Source organism: Synechococcus sp. F70.1 (assembly GCF_047502745.1).
Taxonomy (GTDB): Bacteria; Cyanobacteriota; Cyanobacteriia; order Thermostichales; family Thermostichaceae; genus Thermostichus.
In genome coordinates, this window is the sequence record NZ_JANSJL010000061.1 from 48,670 (window position 1) to 66,932 (window position 18,263).

Annotated in this window: 15 protein-coding genes; 10 read left to right on the forward strand and 5 right to left on the reverse strand. The window is 60.7% G+C overall.

Annotated features, from left to right (window positions below; genetic code table 11):
- Window positions 1-108 precede the first annotated feature (108 nt).
- The gene (locus NW860_RS06445) at window positions 109-1,188 is read right to left on the reverse strand and encodes an ABC transporter substrate-binding protein (protein ID WP_414513152.1); all 1,080 of its coding nucleotides are present in this window, start codon (window positions 1,186-1,188) and stop codon (window positions 109-111) included.
- A gap of 41 nt (window positions 1,189-1,229) precedes the next feature.
- On the opposite strand from NW860_RS06445, the gene nadC reads away from it, so the two are divergent.
- From nadC to NW860_RS06460, 3 genes are all read left to right on the forward strand, one after another.
- Window positions 1,230-2,072 carry a carboxylating nicotinate-nucleotide diphosphorylase gene (nadC, locus tag NW860_RS06450; RefSeq protein ID WP_414513154.1) on the forward strand — a complete coding sequence of 281 codons (843 nt, stop codon included), beginning with the start codon at window positions 1,230-1,232 and terminating at the stop codon, window positions 2,070-2,072.
- A 141-nt stretch (window positions 2,073-2,213) separates the two neighbouring features.
- Window positions 2,214-3,146, forward strand: a complete 933-nt coding sequence (nadA, locus tag NW860_RS06455) for a quinolinate synthase NadA (protein WP_414405615.1) — start codon at window positions 2,214-2,216, stop codon at window positions 3,144-3,146.
- A 36-nt stretch (window positions 3,147-3,182) separates the two neighbouring features.
- Window positions 3,183-4,694 (forward strand): L-aspartate oxidase, encoded by a 1,512-nt coding sequence (locus tag NW860_RS06460; protein ID WP_414513156.1) that lies wholly within the window; start codon window positions 3,183-3,185, stop codon window positions 4,692-4,694.
- Here the strand turns inward: NW860_RS06460 and gndA are convergent.
- Together gndA and NW860_RS06470 are read right to left on the reverse strand one after the other, a co-directional pair.
- Window positions 4,691-6,100 (reverse strand): NADP-dependent phosphogluconate dehydrogenase, encoded by a 1,410-nt coding sequence (gene gndA / locus NW860_RS06465; RefSeq protein ID WP_414513158.1) that lies wholly within the window; start codon window positions 6,098-6,100, stop codon window positions 4,691-4,693. The two genes, NW860_RS06460 and gndA, sit on opposite strands and share 4 nt — an antisense overlap.
- A 90-nt stretch (window positions 6,101-6,190) precedes the next feature.
- Complete coding sequence (locus tag NW860_RS06470; RefSeq protein WP_414513160.1) at window positions 6,191-6,676, reverse strand: pentapeptide repeat-containing protein; 486 nt, start codon at window positions 6,674-6,676, stop codon at window positions 6,191-6,193.
- A gap of 80 nt (window positions 6,677-6,756) precedes the next feature.
- Between NW860_RS06470 and larC the strand changes: the two genes are divergently transcribed.
- The 4 genes from larC to NW860_RS06490 all read left to right on the forward strand — a co-directional run bounded on the left by larC (window position 6,757) and on the right by NW860_RS06490 (window position 12,861).
- On the forward strand, window positions 6,757-7,950 hold the full coding sequence (gene larC / locus NW860_RS06475; RefSeq protein WP_414513162.1) for a nickel pincer cofactor biosynthesis protein LarC: 1,194 nt from the start codon (window positions 6,757-6,759) through the stop codon (window positions 7,948-7,950).
- A 115-nt stretch (window positions 7,951-8,065) separates the two neighbouring features.
- On the forward strand, window positions 8,066-10,060 hold the full coding sequence (locus NW860_RS06480; protein ID WP_414513237.1) for an ABC transporter ATP-binding protein/permease: 1,995 nt from the start codon (window positions 8,066-8,068) through the stop codon (window positions 10,058-10,060).
- 117 nt (window positions 10,061-10,177) lie between these two features.
- Window positions 10,178-11,959 (forward strand): NADPH-dependent assimilatory sulfite reductase hemoprotein subunit, encoded by a 1,782-nt coding sequence (locus NW860_RS06485; RefSeq protein WP_414513164.1) that lies wholly within the window; start codon window positions 10,178-10,180, stop codon window positions 11,957-11,959.
- A 110-nt stretch (window positions 11,960-12,069) separates the two neighbouring features.
- Window positions 12,070-12,861: a tetratricopeptide repeat protein gene (locus tag NW860_RS06490; protein WP_414513166.1), complete on the forward strand. Its 792-nt coding sequence runs from the start codon at window positions 12,070-12,072 to the stop codon at window positions 12,859-12,861.
- A 54-nt stretch (window positions 12,862-12,915) separates the two neighbouring features.
- Here the strand turns inward: NW860_RS06490 and NW860_RS06495 are convergent, their stop codons facing one another.
- A complete protein-coding gene (locus NW860_RS06495; protein ID WP_414425685.1) occupies window positions 12,916-13,275 on the reverse strand; it encodes an STAS domain-containing protein in 360 nt (119 codons plus the stop codon).
- Window positions 13,276-13,384: 109 nt separating this feature from the next.
- Here NW860_RS06495 and NW860_RS06500 point away from each other — a divergent pair, with 109 nt between their 5' ends.
- The 3 genes from NW860_RS06500 to lgt all read left to right on the forward strand — a co-directional run bounded on the left by NW860_RS06500 (window position 13,385) and on the right by lgt (window position 16,696).
- A complete protein-coding gene (locus NW860_RS06500) occupies window positions 13,385-14,599 on the forward strand; it encodes a glycosyltransferase family 2 protein (RefSeq protein WP_414410770.1) in 1,215 nt (404 codons plus the stop codon).
- Window positions 14,600-14,792: 193 nt separating this feature from the next.
- The gene (locus NW860_RS06505) at window positions 14,793-15,485 is read left to right on the forward strand and encodes a response regulator transcription factor (RefSeq protein ID WP_414513169.1); all 693 of its coding nucleotides are present in this window, start codon (window positions 14,793-14,795) and stop codon (window positions 15,483-15,485) included.
- A gap of 74 nt (window positions 15,486-15,559) precedes the next feature.
- Window positions 15,560-16,696 (forward strand): prolipoprotein diacylglyceryl transferase, encoded by a 1,137-nt coding sequence (gene lgt, locus NW860_RS06510; protein WP_414425682.1) that lies wholly within the window; start codon window positions 15,560-15,562, stop codon window positions 16,694-16,696.
- Window positions 16,697-16,704: 8 nt separating this feature from the next.
- On the opposite strand, the gene NW860_RS06515 is transcribed toward lgt, so the two are convergent.
- Window positions 16,705-18,263, reverse strand: a 1,559-nt coding sequence (locus tag NW860_RS06515) for a hypothetical protein (RefSeq protein ID WP_414513171.1), incomplete at its 5' end; no start/stop codon positions are given.

The following is an 18,263-nucleotide window of genomic DNA, read 5'->3' on the forward strand; positions in this document are numbered from 1 at the left end:
TAAGGCTGAGCTAAGGGAAAGCTAGCAAGGGTGTCAATCTTGACTTAGACAAGCCAACAATCGCTATCTGCCCCTAGGGAGGTTACCGGGCCGCTGCAGGGCATAGACCTAGCTCTTCTTGTAGTAATCAGGACCTTTGTTGACAAAGTCCAGGGTGTAGGCAGCTCGGTAGTTGATAGTTGGCTCAAAGACGCCTGCTACAGTCATGGTCTCAAAGAAGCTTTGCCAACGTTCGTGGGTCATGGCGCCAATGCCCTTTTCCAGGGCGTCGCCAGACAAAATGATGCCGTACTCTTTCAACTTCTCAAAGCTGTAGGCCAACTGCTCATCGGTCATCTCTGGGTTATCCCGCTTGATGAGGCGATAGGCGGGGCGAGGATCCTCGAGAAAGCTGTACCAGCCCTTGATGGAGGCATCGACAAATCGCTGCACCAAGTCAGGTTTGGTTGCCACCAGTTGGCGCCGCGTCTCGATGGTGGTGGCATAGGGGTTGTAGCCGTAGTCGGCCAGGAGAAAAACGACTGGCTTAAACCCTCCTTGTTTTTCGATGGCAAAAGGCTCAGAGGTGAGGTACCCCTGCTGGGCAGAGCTGGGATCGGCCAAGAAGGGGCCAGGGTTGAAGTTGTAGGGGCGGGTTTGGTCGTCAGTAAAGCCGTACTTGGCTTTCAGGAAGGGCCAGTAGGTGGTAAAGGCCCCCTTGGACACGAAAATGGGTCGGCCCTTGAGCTCCTCCAGGCGCTTGGTGCCGGGATGGGCCAGGAGAACCTGCGGGTCTTTTTGGAAAATAGCCGCCACGCAGATGAGCGGGATCCCCTCCCGCACAGCGTTGATGACTCCCGCGCTTCCCCCCATGGCAAAGTCAGCAGCTCCACCGGCCAAAATCTGGGTGATGTTGACCTGGGGGCTGCCCATCTTGATGGTGACGTCTAGCCCGTACTCGCGGTAAATGCCTGTGGCCACCGCCTGATAGAAGCCGCCATGCTCCGCTTGGGCATACCAGTTGGTAGCATAGGAAACTCGGTCGAGCTTGGATCTCTGCGCCACGATGAGGGTGGGGGAAGTTCGCCGCTGCGCTTGAGCACCTGCTGCGGCCAGCAAACTGCCTCCTAGCGCGGCAGCTCCTGCTTTGAGCAACTGACGACGGCTGAAAGTGCCACTATTGGACTTAGGGGATCCAGCCGAGGCCATAAGCAAACCATAAGCAAATAAGCAACTCACTTCTGCAGAAGATGATGCAAGCATTCTACATCCCAGAGGAGACCCTGTGCGCCTGGCTATGGGAAGATCTCGGCCACGGCGATCTCACCAGTGAGCTGACCCTGCCCCCTGGCGTGGAGGGCGAGGCAGTGATCCTGGCAAAGGAGCCAGGGATCCTAGCGGGTTTGGAGATTGCCAAGCGGGTTTTCCGGCTAGTGGATCCCCAGGTGCAGTTCGCCCCCAAGGTAGAGGAAGGAGCCTCTGTGGTTGCTGGCCAGGAGGTAGTCCAGCTCAAGGGATCCCTGCGGGGCATTCTGGCAGCAGAAAGGCTGGCGCTAAACCTTCTCCAAAGGCTTTCCGGCATTGCCACCCTCACCCGCACCTACGTAGAGGCGCTGCGGGGAACCTCAGCCCAGCTTTTGGACACCCGCAAGACCACCCCTGGCTTGCGCGCCCTGGAGAAATACGCCGTTCGAGTCGGGGGCGGCAAAAACCACCGCTTTGGCCTCTTCGACGGCATCTTGATCAAGGAAAACCACATCCGCGGCGCAGGCGGCATCTCGGCAGCCATCCAGCGGGCCAAAGCAGGTGCCCCCCACCACCTCAAGGTCGAGGTTGAGGTGCGCAACCTCCAAGAGCTGGAGGAGGCTTTGGCAGCAGGCGCCGATCTGATCCTCCTCGACAACTTCCCCTTGGAGCAGATCCGGGCTGCCGTTCAACGAGTGGGGGGGAAAGTTCCCCTAGAGGTCAGCGGCAACATGAACCTAGAGCGCGCCCGGCAAGCGGCTGAGGCAGGCGTGGATTACATCAGTGTGGGGGCCCTGACTCACTCGGCCAAAGCCTTGGATCTCTCTTTGCTAGTAGTGCGGCCCTAAGGTCTGCCCTGGCGGGGGCTGCTTCTGATGCTAGCCTAGATGAATAGCCCAAGCCCGGCTGCTGGGAACGCCTTGTCTCGGATTTTTTGGCAGGCAGCCTGGCAAAGGCAGGATCTGTACTCGATGGCCGGCCTAGATAGGATGACAGAAGCAACCCTCGTGCAGGAAATAGCTCGGCTCAAGCGAGAAAGGCAGGCGGTTATCCTAGCCCACTCCTACCAACTCCCCGAGGTGCAAGAGGTGGCGGACTTTGTGGGAGACTCGCTGGGCCTGGCCCGTGAGGCGCAGAAAACGAACGCCCAGGTCATCGTCTTTGCGGGCGTCCACTTCATGGCCGAAACGGCAGCCATCCTCAACCCGGAAAAGACGGTGCTGCTGCCGGATCTGGAGGCTGGCTGCTCCCTAGCTGACAGCATCCGCCCGGAGGATGTGCAGCGCTGGAAAGAGGCCAACCCAGAAGGCCTGGTGGTTGCCTACGTCAACACCGCTGCCGAGATCAAGGCCCTAGCCGATGTCTGCGTAACCAGCGCCAACGCCGTTCAAGTGGTGGCTAGCCTGCCGCCAGATCGCCCTATCTTTTTTGTGCCGGACATGTTCCTGGGGGCCTATGTAGCCCAGGCAACGGGGAGGGAGCTGGACCTGTTCCCCGGCGAGTGCCACGTTCATGTCGGCATCCGTGAGGAGCACCTCAAGGCAATGGCAGAGAGGCACCCAGAGGCGGAGTTCCTCATCCACCCCGAGTGCAGTTGTGGCTCCAGTTGTCTATTTCTCAAGCCGGACGCCAAGCTCCTTTCTACCGAGGGGATGGTGCGTTATGCCAAAACTTCGGCCAGCCGCGAGTTTGTGGTCGCCACCGAAGTGGGCATTCTCCACCGGCTGCAAAAAGAGGCCCCCAACAAGAGGTTTATCCCTGTCAAAGCAGACGCCGTCTGCGAGTACATGAAAAAAATTACCCTGGAAAAGGTCTACCGCTCCCTGCTGGAGATGCGCCACGTAATCCAAGTGCCAGAGGCGGTGGCCGAAAAAGCCCGCAAGTCCCTCCTGGCCATGCTGTCGGTGCCGGCGGGAGCCTAGAAGGGGGGCGCCCCGGTCGAGGGGCGGTTTTGTCCAGTGGTGTCCACGCCTTTCTCAGCGGAAACAGACCTCCTGATCCTGGGAGCAGGGGTGGCAGGGGTCTATGCAGCCCTGTGGGCGGAAGCGGAGGGGGCCAGAGCCCTGGTGGTGAGCAAGGATCCCCTCCCCTCGGGATCCACCCCTTGGGCGCAGGGGGGGGTGGCTTTTCCGCTGGATGCGGCAGATGTGGAGGCCCACCTCCAGGACACCCTGCAGGCAGGCCGGGGCCTGGTGGAGACCGAAGTGGCCCGCTCCATTCTGGAGGAAGCGCCCTTTCACCTAGAGAAGCTTTTGTCCTGGGGGCTCCCCTTCCACCCTGAGCCAGTGCGGGAAGGGGGCCATTCGCGGGCGCGGGTACGCCATCTGGGAGGGGATCGGAGTGGGCTATGGCTTCTCAGAGGCCTGCTGGCTTGCCTGAGCAAGCCGCCTTTAGAGGGCTACACAGCCCTCAGCCTTTTGATGGCAGGGGAGAGAGTGGGAGGAGCCCTGCTCCTTGGTCCAGAGGGCTTCCTTCAGGTGAGGGCGGGGGCGGTTCTCCTGGCTACAGGCGGGTTTGGCAGCCTCTTCCCCCTCTCCACAGCTCCGCCGGGAGCTACTGGCGATGGCATGGCCCTGGCCTGGCGAGCAGGGGCCATTCTCAGGGATCTCGAGTTTGTGCAGTTTCACCCCACCGTTTTGCCCAATGGAGCCCTGGTCAGTGAAGCCGCCCGAGGGGCAGGGGCCGTGCTGCTCAACGCCTGGAGGGAGCGCTTTATGCCTCGCTATGCGGAGCTGGGGGATCTAGCGCCGCGGGATGTGGTGGCCCAGGCAGTGTTCTGGGAGCAGCAGCGGACGGGGGGAGTTTACCTGGACCTCCAAGCTGTGCCCCATCTGGAAGAGCGCTTTCCTACCGTTGTTGCCTCTGCCCGCGCTTTGGGGCTGGATCCCAAAAGAGAGCCCCTGCCGGTTGCTCCCGCTGCCCACTATGTCATGGGCGGCGTGCGAACGGATGCTTTTGGCTGCACGGGCCTGCCGGGCCTCTACGCGGCGGGGGAAGTGGCTTCTACAGGCCTGCACGGGGCAAACCGTTTGGCTTCCAACAGCCTTCTGGAGGGGCTGGTCATGGGCAAGCGGGCTGCCCTAGTCGCCCTACGGGACCTCCAGGATCCACCGCGGCAGGTGCAGGCTCTACCAGTGCTGACGGCGCCGCCCTCTCTGCTTCCCAAGCTCAGGCAGCAGGTGGGAGAAGCCCTGGGCGTGGTGCGGGAGGGAGAGCAGTTGCGGACTTTTCTGGCTTTTGCAGAGGCCCTACCCCTGGAGGAGAAGCCCTGGGCCAGCCGGGAAGAGGTCGAGGCCGGGAGTTTGTTGCTGCTTGCCCGCCTGGTGGCGCAAGGGGCTCTGTTGCGAGAGGAAAGCCGCGGAGCCCACTTCCGCAAGGATTTCCCCCAAGAAGGAGATCCTTTCCATACGGAAGTGCGGGGCTTTACGGTTAAGCAGACACCCCTGGGTCTAGGTGGGGCTTCCCTCTAGGCGGTCCAGGCGTGGTGGAAAACCCCGGGCCTGTCGATGCGCTCAAAGGTGTGGGCGCCGAAGAAATCCCGCTGGGCCTGGGTGAGGTTTTGGGGCAGCTCGGCAGTGCGGTAGCTGTCGTAGTAGGCCAGGGAGGCGCTGATGGCCGGGATCGGGATCCCCAAAGCTGCTGCGGTGGCCACCACCCGCCGCCAGGCTCCCTGCCGTTCCTGGATGGCCTGCTTGAACTCCTCATCCAGAAGCAGGTTGACCAGCTCCGGATCCCGCTGGTAGGCTGCCTGGATTTTGCCCAGGAGGCGGGCGCGGATAATGCAGCCCCCCTTCCAGATGCGAGGGATCTCGCTCAAGGTGTAGATGTAGCCGTGGGCAACAGTGGCTTGCCGGAGCAGCGCCATCCCCTGGGCATAGGAGCAGATCTTGGAACAATAGAGAGCGGCGCGCAGATCCTGAAGGAAGCGCTCGGGATCCCCTTCAAAGGTGGTTCCTGGCCCTTGCAACTGCTTGGAGGCAGACACCCGCTCTTCCTTCATCGACGAGAGGATGCGGGCCTGCACTGCCGCCTCGATGGTGGGCACTGGCACCCCCAAATCCAGGGCGTCCTTGACCGTCCACAGGCCCGTGCCCTTCTGGCCTGCCTTGTCCAAAATGAGATCCACCAGCGGCCTGCCCGTCTCCGCATCCAGCGTCCCCAAGATCTTGGCGGTAATCTCAATCAGAAACGACTCCAGCTCCGTCTCGTTCCAGGCTTGGAAGATCTCCTGCATCTGGGGTGCCGAAAGCTTCAGCCCCCTGCGCATGAGGTCGTAGACCTCGGCAATGAGTTGCATGTCGCCGTATTCGATGCCGTTGTGCACCATCTTCACGTAGTGCCCGCCCCCTTTGGGCCCCAGGTAGGTGACACAGGGGCCGTCCGGCCCTTGGGCGGCAATTTTGGTGAGGATGGGCTCCAGTAAGTGGTAGGCTTCCAGACTGCCGCCAGGCATGAGGCTAGGGCCGTTGAGGGCGCCTTCTTCCCCGCCGCTCACCCCCATGCCGACAAAGTGGATCCCAGTAGGCTCCAGGGCCACGGCGCGCCGGTCGGTGTCGCTGTAGAGAGAGTTGCCGCCATCGATGAGGATGTCGCCCGGCTCCAGCAGCGGCTTGAGCTCGTCGATGAGGGCATCCACCGCTGGGCCTGCCTTGACCATGATCAAGATTCTGCGGGGCCGCTCCATTTGTTGCACCAACTCCGGCAGGCTGTAGGCGGGGGTAATCTGTTTGCCCTGGGCTCGCCCTTGGATGAACTGCTCGGTTTTGGAGCGGGTGCGGTTGTAGACAACAACTGGAAAGCCGTTGCGTTCGACGTTGAGGGCTAGGTTTTCCCCCATCACTCCCAGGCCAATCACCGCAAAGCTGGGCTTGCTCATGGTTGGGGCACCATCAACACCTCACCCAATCTAGAGGTCGATCCGAGCGGCCGGTTCTAGGGATCCTGTTTTCTTCACCTTTGCCAGCTTTCAAGGACAGCCGAGACTTGCGCGAGTGGAAACTCCGGTTACGGGATGGGATCCCTCCGCTCGCTGGCACAACTGGCGTAGGGCCGCCCGATCCACATAGGCCTCGCTGAAGTCGGCGCCGGCAATCTGGGCCCCTTCCCAAACGGCCCGCGCGGCGATTGCTCCCCTAAGGTTGGCCCCTCGGAGGTCAGCACCCGCTAGGTTGGCCAGATCCAGCAGGCTGTTGCTCAGATCCGCCCCAGCCAGGTTGGCCCCCGCCAGATTGGCCTTGGTGAAGACCACGCCGGTGAGGTTAGCCCCGTGCAGGTCGGCACCCTGCAGGTTGGCGCTGACAAAGCTGCTGCCTCGCCAATCCTGACCCGACAGATCCTGCCCTCGCAGATCGGCGTTGTTGAAGTTGAGGCGAGTCTGGCCGTTCGCCGCCGATCCCCACAGACCCCACAGCAGCAGCGTCGCCGCCAGCAGGATCCCCAGGGGGATCCGCATCTGGGATCCCCTCTTGGCTTTTGCTGCCTCAGGACGCTTCAAAGCGCTCAACTTCTTCCGCAAGTTCTTATCATGCTGGTATGAAAGTAGCTTACTTTGACTGCGCAGCGGGCATTGCCGGCGACATGTGCCTGGGGGCGCTGCTGGATTGCGGGGTGCCCCTGGAGTATCTCAACCAGCAGCTCCAGGCCTTGGGCATCGGGGGGGAATACAACCTGCAGGTGAGTCGCGTGCAGCGCTGTGGGCAGCCTGCCCTGCAGGCGGTGGTGGAGGTGCTGGACGGATCCCCGCCCCCCCGTTCCTGGTTGGAGATCCAGGCTTTGATTGCCAGATCCCGCTTGGCCCCTGCGGTCAAGGTCCGCAGCCTCAAGGTTTTCGAGAAGCTGGCCCAGGCAGAGGCAAAAGTTCATCAGGTTCCCCTGGAAAAAGTGCATTTCCACGAGGTGGGGGCTGTCGATGCCCTGGTGGATATCGTCGGCACCTGTGTTGGTCTCGATTGGCTGCAGGTGGAGCAGGTGATCTCTTCTCCCCACCCCATTGGCGGCGGCTGGGTCAGCACCGAACACGGCCAGCTAGCGGTGCCCGTGCCGGCGGTGATTGAGCTGTGGGAAATGGGGCGTGTGCCAGTGTTCAGCAACGGCGTGGAAGCCGAGCTGGTTACCCCCACCGGGGCAGCCTTGGCAGTGGCGCTGGCAGAAGAGTTTGGGCCTTGTCCACCGCTGCGGCTGGAAAAAGTGGGGCGGGGGGCTGGCAGCCGTGAGCTGCCCATTCCCAACATCTTTCGCCTTTGGATTGGTCAATCGCAGGGGCATGAGCCGACCGAGATTGTCTCGGTCTTACAAACCCAGATTGACGATCTCAACCCTCAAGTGATTGCCTACACCTGTGAGCAGTTGCTGGCCCTCGGTGCCTGGGACGTGTTTACCCAGCCCATCACCATGAAGCAGGGACGACCAGGGGTATTACTGACGGTCATCTGCCCGCCGGATCGCGTGCCGGAGTTCCAGGATCTCCTCTTCCGGGAAACCACCACCCTGGGCATTCGCCACTCTCTGCAGCAGCGCACCGTCCTGGAGCGGCGGATCGAGCGGGTGGAAACTCCCTACGGCCTGGTGGACGTCAAGGTGGCCTGCCACCACGGCCGCATCGTCAACGCCCAGCCGGAGTTTCGCGACTGTGTGGCCCGCGCCCAAGAGTTCCGCGTGCCGGTGCAGACGGTGTGGCTAGCGGCTCACGCGGCATGGCAAAAGCGGCTGCAAGGGGATCCCGCCTAGCCAGTCGGACTTGCCAGCTAGAGAAGTTGCTCCTGCTGAACAGAGATGGGGATCCCTGGCCTGCTAGCCTGGAAGATGTTGTAAGGCTCCCACGCTCTTGCCGACGGCTGCCAACATGGACTCCCAAACCTATCAGTTTAACTTCGACCGCAAACTTTGGGACCGCTTTATCACCGTAGCTCAGCCATATTTTTACCCGAGGGTGCGCTATGGAGGCTGGATTTTCTTTGGCCTGCTAGCAGCATCTATGGTGTTTGTGGTTGCCCTCATGTTCTTTGTCGAGATTGGGGTAACCCTGGTTGGAAAGGCCCTTTTTCCAGAGTTCTTCCGAACCCTAGCAGCAGGCTTGGTCGAGCAAACAGAGAGAAACCTAGCCTCGCCAGTGCTATGGGTGGCAGCAGCCAGCTTGGCCCTAAGCAGCCTGGCGTTTGGGGTGGTATGGAGGCAGATCCATCGGCGCTGGTTGCAATGGGTGCTCCTTACCTTTTTGCTGTTTCTATCTCTAACGGTAAACCGGCTCAATGTAATGATTAGCTTTATCTTTCGTTTTATCGACACTGCCCTGCAGCAAAAGGAAGAGAGCACCTTCTGGCAGTTTTTGATCATCTACGGGGTGTTGATTATCTCAGCCATTCCCATCTTGGTGATCTACCGCTACACGCGGCTAAAGCTGGGCCTGTTTTGGCGGGAATGGCTAACCGACTACTTCCTGGATCGCTACTTTGACCGGCGGGCCTACTACGAGCTGGATTCCAACGCTGCCAACACCGAAATCGACAACCCTGACCAGCGCATTTCAGAAGACGTTCGCTCCTTTACTGGCACCACCCTTTCTTTTTTGTTGGATATTCTCGACTCAATCCTCACTCTCTACGCCTTCACTGGCATTCTCTATAGCATTTCCCGCGTGCTGGCGATAGGATTGGTTATCTATGCTACCATCGGCACTGGCATTGCCGTTCTGGCCGGTCGCAGGCTGATTAAAATTAACTTCGATCAACTGCGCTACGAGGCCGACTTTCGCTACAGCCTAGTACACGTGCGAGACAACGCCGAGTCCATTGCCTTTTACCAGGGCGAAAACCTAGAGCTAAGACAGATCCTGAATCGCTTTGCTGCTGCCTTGCGCAACTTTAATTTGTTGATCATTTGGCAAGCAATTATCGATATCTTTCAGTACGCCTATAACTACTTTACCCGCATCGTTCCCTATGTGATTGTGGCCCCTCTTTACTTTAGCGGCGTGCGGGATTTTGGCACCATCACCCAGGCCACCATTGCCTTTAGCCAGGTGCTGAGCGCCCTTTCGATTGTGGCCAACCAGATCCAAAGCATCTCCAGCTTTGCCGCCGGGATCAACCGCTTGGGATCCTTTTACGAAGCTTTGGAGGATCCGGCCCTGCGCCAGCTGCGTCCTCGAGAAAGCGCCATCCAAACCCGCATTGCCCCCCACCTGGCGCTGCAGCATGTTACTTTGCTTACGCCCAATTCGGAACGAATCTTGGTTCGGGATCTGTCCCTAAGTTTGGAGGCAGGCCAACGGCTATTGATTGTAGGGGTCAGCGGCAGCGGCAAGAGCTCCCTGCTGCGGGCTATTGCCGGCCTGTGGAGCAACGGCCAGGGATCCATCGCCCGTCCCGACACCAGCGAAATGCTCTTCTTGCCCCAGAAGCCCTACATGCTCCTGGGATCCCTGCGGGATCAACTCCTCTATCCAGGCCGTCGCCGGGATCTGACCGACGAGGAGCTCCTGCAGATCTTGGCCCAAGTTAACCTCGCTGATTTGCCGGAGCGGGTGGGCGGCTTCGACGTGGAGAAAGATTGGGCCAGCACTCTCTCTTTGGGCGAACAGCAGCGCCTGGCCTTTGCCCGCATCTTAATTACACGGCCCCGCTACGCCATTTTGGACGAGGCCACCAGCGCCCTGGATGTGGCCAACGAAAAACTGCTCTACCTGCAACTGCAACGCCTCAACACCACCTACGTCAGTGTCGGCCACCGCCCCACCCTCCTGGCCTACCACGACCTTGTCTTGGAGCTGCAGGGCAACTCTGCCTGGAAACTCTGGTCGGCGGCAGACTACAGCGCCCGCTTGGGGCTGGCCGGCTAGAGCTTTGGGGCCGGCTGCAAGCGCTACAGCAGGCTGTAAAGAAGCCAAACTGGACGTTGCTGGCAAGAGGTGATACCCTGTTTCACAGGTATTCCGACCGGATTACTGGGGAATTAGATGACCTCCTCTGCCACCTCCGAAGCCAAGCGCTCCAAAGTAGAGCACATCAAGGCTGAAAGCAACTTTCTGCGGGATCCCTTGCAGCAGGAGTTGGCCCAAGACACCACCCACTTCAGCGAAGCGGCGGTGCAGGTGCTCAAGTTCCACGGTGTCTACCAGCAGGACGACCGGGATCTGCGGCAGCAGCGAAAGCAGGAGGGACTGGAGCGGGCCTACCAGATGATGCTGCGCACCCGCATTCCGGGGGGGCATGTGCCGCCACAGCTCTATTTGACCCTGGATCGGCTGGCCGATGAGTACGGCAACGGCACCTTGCGCGCCACCACCCGACAAACCTTGCAATTACACGGGATCCTGAAGAAAAATCTCAAGGCCACAGTGGCCAGCATTATTCGGCAGATGGGATCCACCCTGGCTGCCTGTGGAGATGTCAACCGCAACATCACGGCGCCGGCTGCCCCCTACAAGAACCGGCCTGCCTACCGCTATGCCCAGGAGTATGCGCGCAAACTGGCAGATCTCCTGGCGCCGAAGACCTCTGCCTACTATGAGATCTGGGTAGATGGGGAGCCAGTTCCCATCCCGCCGGTGGATCCGGAAGTCCGGGAAGCCGAGCAGTTTGTCGGCAATGGGGTAAGGCTGGAAGGGCCGGAGCCTCTGTATGGCCCAGTCTACTTGCCCCGCAAGTTCAAGACCGCCATCACCGTGGCTGGAGAGAACACGGTCGATATCTACGCCCAGGATCTGGGCCTAATTGTGCTCACCGACCGCAAGGGCAACCTCAAGGGCTTCAACATCGTGGTGGGCGGAGGGATGGGGCGCACCCATGGCAAGGAAGAGACGGAGCCCCTTTTGGCCCAGAAACTCTGCTTTGCCCCGCCGGAGACGGTGTATCGGGTTTGCCAGGCGGTCTTGGCCGTGCAGCGGGATCACGGCAACCGCTACGACCGCAAGCAGGCGCGGCTGAAGTATCTTGTGCGCGACTGGGGGATCCGCAAGTTTCGCCGCGTGGTCGAGCAGTACTTGGGGGAGAAGCTATTGCCCTTCCGGCGCATGCCTAAGTTTGTCCCCAACAGCGACGACTACCTAGGCTGGCACGAGCAGGGGGATGGCCGTTGGTTTTTGGGCATCTCTATTGAAAATGGCCGCATCCAAGATACGCCGGAGCGGCAGCTCAAAACGGCACTGCGCAAGATTGTGGAGGAATTTGCTCTCCACCTGCGGCTTACCCCCACGCAGGACGTGATCCTCATCGACATCGAGGAGCACCAGCGAGAGGCCATTAACCAGATCCTCAAGTCCCACGGAGTCCCCTCCAAGGAGGAGATCCCAGAGCTGGTGAGGCTTTCCATGGCCTGTCCGGCGCTTCCCACTTGCAGCCTAGCCATCACCGAGTCGGAGCGGGCCCTGCCCAGCTTGATTCGCCAGTTGGATCAGGTGGTGCAGGAGCTGGGGCTGCAGGACTCGCCCTTTTTGGTGCGCATGACCGGCTGCCCCAACGGCTGTGCCCGCCCCTACTTAGCGGAGCTGGGATTGGTGGGATCCGCCCCCGATGGCTACTACCAAATCTGGCTGGGGGCTAGCCCGCGAGGGGATCGCTTGGCTCAGCCGTTTCAGGATCGGGTGCATGTTAGCCAAATTGTGCCCCTGATGCGGATTCTCCTGCAGATCTACAAGCAGGAGCGCCAGCCCCAAGAGCGCTTTGGCGACTACTGCCACCGGGTGGGGATCCCTTACCTGCAGGCCCAGGTGCAGCAGCTCCAGCAGGTTCAAAGTTAGGGGAGCTGCCTTTCATGGAGGGCAAAGTGAGTTCCTAGTTAACCAAGAGGCTGCTGGGCTTCCAGAGGAGCGAGTGATAGAGTACAGAGAGATTTTGTGCGAGCTCCTTCATGCCTCAGTCCAAACCTGACAAATCGCCCCTCCGCAAATTCCTAGAAGCCCTGATGGCAGTGGTTGGCCTAGCGATGTTCCTGGGCTTCTCCTTTGGTCCTATCCTCCAGGCACTAGGGCCTTCGGACTCCCAGGACACCGCTAGCTTGGTTACCGAACAACTGCGGGCCCAGGCGGATGGCTATCGCGCCGTGCTGGAACGGGAGCCGGACAACCCCATTGCCCTGCGGGGACTGGTCGACACGCAACTGCAGCTTAACGAGCCGCAAGGGGCAATCGAGCCGCTGAAGAAGCTAGTGGAACTGGAGCCGGAAAATCGGCAACTGCGAGCCTTTTTGGCTCAAATTCAGCGGGATACAGGAGATCTGGAAGGGGCGCTGGAGCAACTTCAAGTTCTCTACAAAAAGGATCCCAAAGATAGCCAAGTCCTCCAGGAGCTGGCTGAGGTTCAACTAGCTTTGGGCCGCACTTCTGAAGCTGTTGGCCTGCTGGAGAACTATCTGAAGGAAGTCCCGGAAGATAGCGACGTCCGCCTGCGCTTGGCCTTTGTCTATGCCCGCAACAATCAGACCGAAAAAGCCATAGCTCTTTACGACCAGTTAATTGCGGAGGATCCCAGTGCCTATGCCCCCATCCTAGGCAAGGCGATGGCCCTTAGCTCCGCCACTGACGAAAACCTACGGGCAAAAGCCCCTGAGCTATTTGAGCAAGCAGCCCGCCTGGCCCCGCCCAAGGTGCGGGAGGAAATCCGGCAACAGGCCAAGCTCTATGCCCAAAGAAACCAGCCTTAGGCTGTAGAGAGTCAGGGGACTGCTGCCTGAGGATGTAGGTAGCAGAACTTGCAACTAGCCGTCCCCCTTATAGGCGTCGGAGAGATTCTTGAGAGCCACTTCCACCGACGGATAAGTCTCGAAGAGAGAGTCCAGACGGGTAACCTTGAGAACCAGCTTGGCTTGTTCTCCTAGGCCGCAGAGCTTGAGATGACAGTCGGCGACGGCGCAGGCGCGTCTTGCCCACACCAAAGCCGAAACCCCCCTGCTGTCGATCCGCGTGACCTGGCTCAGATCCAGCAAGAGGTGCTTGGGTTTCTTGGCGAGAATCTGACTCAGCTCTTTCTGCACCAAAGCACGCTCCAGCTGTCCTGCAGGAAGCTTGACAAGGGCGACAAGGGATCCCCCGGGGCTAAGCTGAGTGGAAACGTCCACAAAGGGCTAAAAAAGAAAAAGCCGAGGGCAAGGGTCACCTTGATTCTGGACCAAAGCCACCGGCTTGGGCCTTGCTGGGCAACTTTTAGGAGGTAGGAAGGTAGCCCTAATGGATACGCACGCGATCCCGATGGAGGATGCGGCTGCCTTGGGTTTGTTGGCCCTACAGCTGCCGATGGCGGCGGTGTTGCTGGCCCGGCTGCTGCCCTCTCTGTGGCGTCCTTCTCCTCTCCCTCCTGGTCAACCGGGGATCCCTTTTCCGCCGGGCTTGGTCAGCGTCTTGCTGCCTACCCTCAACGAAGCCGAGCGCCTGGATCCCTGCCTAGAAGGGCTGCACCGCCAGGGAGCGGTCGTGCGCGAGGTGCTGGTGGTGGATAGCTGCTCCCAGGATGGCACCCGCGAAAAAGTGCTGCAGATGGCCAAGCGGGATCCCCGCTTTCGCCTCTTGACCGACGATCCCCTGCCCAGCGGCTGGGTGGGTCGTCCCTGGGCGTTGCACTACGGCTTTCTCCAGGCGGATCCCGCTTCTGAGTGGATCTTGGGCATTGATGCCGATACCCGCCCCCAGCCGGGCTTGGTGGAGCGCTTGCTGGAAACTGCCCAGGCCAAAGGGCTGGATCTCCTCACCCTGGCGCCGCAGTTTATCCTGCAGCACTGGGGGGAAGGCTGGCTCCAACCAGCTCTTTTGGCAACCCTAATTTACCGCTATGGAGCGCCAGGGGACACTGCTACCCTGCCAGAGCGGACGATGGCCAATGGGCAGTGCATGTTGGTGCGCCGCTCGGTGCTAGAAGCCATGAACGGCTACACGCTGGCGCGGGCCTCCTTCTGCGACGATGTCACCCTGGTGCGGCAGATTGCGGCAGCCGGCTTTAAGGTCGCTTTCTGCAACGGTCGGCACCTGCTCAAGGTGCGCATGTACACTTCTTTGGCCGAAACTTGGCGGGAGTGGGGCCGATCCCTGGACTTGAAAGATGCCACTCCTGCAGCCCAACTGTGGGGGGATATCGCCCTACTGGTGCTTACCCAGGGGATCCCAGTCTTAGCGGTTGGGGGGCTGGGGCTCAAGGCCGGGCTGGGGTTCCCTTTTTCCCTAACGGAGCAGGTGCTGCTGGGTCTTAACCTGGGCCTAGTTGCCTTGCGACTGGGAGTCCTTGTGGGCATTCGCGGCTCCTACCAAGATCCCCCCTGGACGTTTTGGGCTTCGCCGCTGGCGGATCCCTTGGCCGTCCTGCGAGTGATCCTGTCGGCCCTCAGCCGGCCCCGCTCTTGGCGCGGGCGCACCTACTCGTCATCAGCCGAGCGTAGGAGGAGTGGGGGTTAATCTAAGTGTTCGCCACCCTCGGTTTCGGGGATAGCTGGGAGATCCTGTAGCTGCAGCAAATCTCTCCTTCAGGCAGCAGCCGCTTGTGGGACACGTAGCTGGCGCAGGCTTCACGTTACCCCGCCTGTCAATCCCTACGGCTAAGGTATGCTGGTGGGCAGGGAGCCGATTTCCCGCCTCTTCTGGAGAGAATATGCCCGAGCCGGAATCCTCCTCTGCCCACATTCTGGTGATCGAAGATGAGGCCAAGTTGGCCCGTTTTCTGGAAACTGGGCTGACCTATGAAGGGTACCGAGTCAGCGTGGTCGGCGATGGCACGGCGGGGCTAGCGGCAGCCCGCACCCAAAACCCCGACCTGGTGCTCTTGGACTGGATGTTGCCCGAGATCTCAGGGTTGGAGGTTTGTCGCCAGTTGCGCTTGACGGGCGACCGCGTGCCGGTGGTGCTAATGACGGCTAGCGATGAGGTGGCAGCTCGGGCGGCAGGGCTGGAGGCTGGGGCGGATGATTATGTCGTGAAACCCTTTAGCCTTCAGGAGTTACTGGCGCGGATACGGATCTATTTGCAGCACCCCAAGGGATCCCCCCATGGCCAGTTGGTGTTCATGGATCTAACGCTGGATCCCGTGACGCGGGAGGTGAGGCGGGGAGAGCGCCAGGTGGAGCTGACCGCTAAAGAATACGAGCTGTTGCGCTACCTCATGGAACATCCCCGCCAGGTGCTCACCCGCCAGCAGATTCTGGAGCATGTGTGGGGGCACGACTTTGCAGGCGACTCTAACATCATCGAGGTTTACATTCGCTACTTGCGTCTTAAGATCGAAGCTCCAGGAGAGAAGCGCCTCATCCAGACGGTGCGCGGGGTAGGCTACGTGTTGCGAGACTAGGAGCGCGACCGGAAAATTCGTCCTACTGGCGCGGCGTGGAAGCCAACTGCTGGAACTAAGTTGGGGGATTGGGGGTGCAGAGCGTGCTGGGGATGAATCTACGGGGTACTGAGCTGCTAGGCCTTACTTTTAGCTCGCCCGGGGAATTCGTCTTCCGCTTTCCCCCCAGCACTCCCCTGGTGGGCGGGCTAGGTTTGCGTTGGTACGGCCTGCTGATGGGCATTGCCGTGTTGGTTGGCCTAATCCTGACCAAAGCCCTAGCAGAGGCCCGTCACCTCGAGAAAGAGCCGGGCAAGGCCAGCGAGCGGGTCGAGGCCCTGGCCCTGTGGCTAGTGGTGTCGGGGTTTCTGGGCGCCCGACTTTACTACGTCCTCACCCATTGGTCAGAGTTCCAAGACAATCCCCTCTTGGCCTTTGCCATCTGGCGGGGAGGCATCATCATCCACGGTGGGATCCTGGCGGGGGCGCTTGCCCTTTACCTCTATTGCCGCGCCACCGGGATCAACGGGTGGAAGTACGCCGATGTGATTACCCCCGGCTTGATCTTAGGCCAAGCCATTGGGCGCTGGGGCAATTTTTTCAACTCCGAGGCCTACGGTGCCCCCATTCCTCCTGACAGCAGTTGGCCTTTGCGGATATATATCCCTCCCGAGGCCCGCGAGCCGGAACACAGCCAGTTTGAGTTTTTTCACCCCATCTTCTTTTACGAAAGCCTCCTTAACCTGGTTCTGTTTGCCCTCTTGATGGGGATGTTCTGGCGCTTTCCCAAGCTTAAGGATGGCACTTGGGTCTGGACCTATGTCGTCGGCTACAGCCTGATTCGCATCCCCTATGAAATCTTACGCGTGTCGGCGGTGGCCTATCTGCCGGGAACTTCCGTTAAGGCTGCCTATGTGGCCAGCGCCGTAGGCCTAGTGCTCGGGATCGGGATGCTAATCTACATGTACCGGCTGCGCTTTGATCCCGACCTGGAACAATTAGCCGCTTGGCTAGCCGAACAAGCGGGGCTGGAGCTGGAAACAGCCGCAGACCTTGTGCAGCGGGCCTGGGCCATCCAGCAACAACATCGCCGTGCCGACTTGCTGGATCGCGTCACCCTAGCCATGCCCCATTTTTCCAGCGCGGTTGCTCCCCACCTCTCTTTAGGCCAGCGGGAGCTATTGATGCGGCAACTGCTCTGCCGTTTGGAAGGTCGGGACTCCGGCCAGTAAACTCCCCCTTAGCTCTTCAGAGTTTGCAGCCACGCTTCCAGGGCGCGGATGGGGGCGGGATCCCGGTAGACCCGTTCCTGGCGGGCTTTTACCTGCCGGCCCACTTTCTCACGCCAGCGGTCGTCCAAGCCCAGCCGCACGGCAATCTGAACGTACTCATCCAGGCTAGAAGCAATGGTTTCGTGGAGCTCCATTTGCTGCAGGATGGCGTAGGTATGGCGGCCCCGCATCAGGGATCCCGGCAAGGTCACAATGGGCAGGCCGTGGGGCAAGGCTTCCAGGGTGGTGTTGCCGCCAGACCAGCCGATGCTGTCTAGGTAAACATCCCCCAGGGCGTTGTAGGCAGCATATTCGGCGGGCGAGAGCTCCGGCAGCAGCAGCACATAGTCTTCGGCGGCCAGGCCGTAGGCGCGGAAGGCTCGCTGCAGCCGTTGCCAAAAGCGCTGGCGGATCCCTTGGGAAAGGCGGCCCTGGAGGAATAGGAATTGACACCGCCCCACCTCCCGGGCAATGCGGGGGAACACCTCATCGTATTGGGGCAGGTATTTGAACAAGGATTGGGCACAGAGGTAGAGAACCCTGTCGGGATCCACCCCCCAGGCCTGCCAGTCCACAGAGGCAGGTGCAACCTCCGAGGGGATGTAGTAGGTGCCAAGGCCAGGTAGGAGCAGGAGCTGCTCAGTGTAGTGGCTGGCCCCGTCCGGCGGTTCCATCAGCTCGCTGCTGATGAAGACATCCATTGTTGGTAGACCGGAAGTTTGGGGATGGCCCCAGGCCATGGCCTGTACCGGCGCCAAACGCAGGGCAGCCAGTTGAGCGCAGACCGGGTCGATGCCCACTTCTGGGTAGAGGAGCACGTCCAGTTGCGCCTCTCGAATGACTGCCTGCCACTCCATTAAGCTGCGGGATCCGGCCACAAACTGCTCAAAGCGAGAGGGCAGGGAGCGCGTGATCTCGTCTTGGATGGCAGAGGTGTGGAAGCCGTAGAGGGCCACTTGGGAGCAATCCAAAGCTTCTACCCAGCCGCGAGTTAGGATCTTCCAAACCGAGTGATCCCGGAACAGGCCGGAGACGATGCCTACCCGAAGCCGCCCAGGACGTCGCTGCCGGGGAAGGGAAGGCTGGGGGTAGCGAGCCGCCATGACCTCCCCCACTAGGGATCCGTACAGTTGCTGCAGCTCGCGGTCGTTCTGGCCCTGGTAGGGCAAAAAGAAAGGCTGGACAGAGCCGACGCCGGCAGCCGCTTGCTCTAGGGTTTCTGGATCCCGCGGCAGTTGCTCCCAGCGGGCCTTGACCTCTTCTAGGGCCTGGCGGTAGCGCTGGCGAGCGCTTGCTATCTGTTCCGGGGCGTCGTAGAGCAGGGGCAACTGGCTGACACACCAGCCCAGGGCGGCGGCCAAGTCGGCTGGACCCGCTTGCCAGAGTTGGTAGAACAGCTTGGCAGCTTCCTCCTCTTGCCCGCAATCGCGCAACAAGATGGCCAGGATATGGGCAGCATCGGTAAAGTCCGGCTGCAACTCCAGAGCCTGCAGCAGCGGCACCAGCGCCGCCTCCCACTCCCCCTGCT

What these genes read in the sequence shown, in the direction of transcription:
- gndA (WP_414513158.1), bottom strand. Translation starts at nt 6,100, where the DNA reads ATGAGCAAGCCCAGCTTTGCGGTGATTGGCCTGGGAGTGATGGGGGAA.
- NW860_RS06490 (WP_414513166.1), top strand. Translation starts at nt 12,070, where the DNA reads ATGCCTCAGTCCAAACCTGACAAATCGCCCCTCCGCAAATTCCTAGAA.
- larC (WP_414513162.1), top strand. Translation starts at nt 6,757, where the DNA reads ATGAAAGTAGCTTACTTTGACTGCGCAGCGGGCATTGCCGGCGACATG.
- NW860_RS06485 (WP_414513164.1), top strand. Translation starts at nt 10,178, where the DNA reads ATGACCTCCTCTGCCACCTCCGAAGCCAAGCGCTCCAAAGTAGAGCAC.
- NW860_RS06500 (WP_414410770.1), top strand. Translation starts at nt 13,385, where the DNA reads ATGGATACGCACGCGATCCCGATGGAGGATGCGGCTGCCTTGGGTTTG.
- NW860_RS06480 (WP_414513237.1), top strand. Translation starts at nt 8,066, where the DNA reads ATGGACTCCCAAACCTATCAGTTTAACTTCGACCGCAAACTTTGGGAC.
- NW860_RS06505 (WP_414513169.1), top strand. Translation starts at nt 14,793, where the DNA reads ATGCCCGAGCCGGAATCCTCCTCTGCCCACATTCTGGTGATCGAAGAT.
- NW860_RS06445 (WP_414513152.1), bottom strand. Translation starts at nt 1,188, where the DNA reads ATGGCCTCGGCTGGATCCCCTAAGTCCAATAGTGGCACTTTCAGCCGT.
- nadC (WP_414513154.1), top strand. Translation starts at nt 1,230, where the DNA reads ATGATGCAAGCATTCTACATCCCAGAGGAGACCCTGTGCGCCTGGCTA.
- NW860_RS06470 (WP_414513160.1), bottom strand. Translation starts at nt 6,676, where the DNA reads ATGCGGATCCCCCTGGGGATCCTGCTGGCGGCGACGCTGCTGCTGTGG.
- nadA (WP_414405615.1), top strand. Translation starts at nt 2,214, where the DNA reads ATGACAGAAGCAACCCTCGTGCAGGAAATAGCTCGGCTCAAGCGAGAA.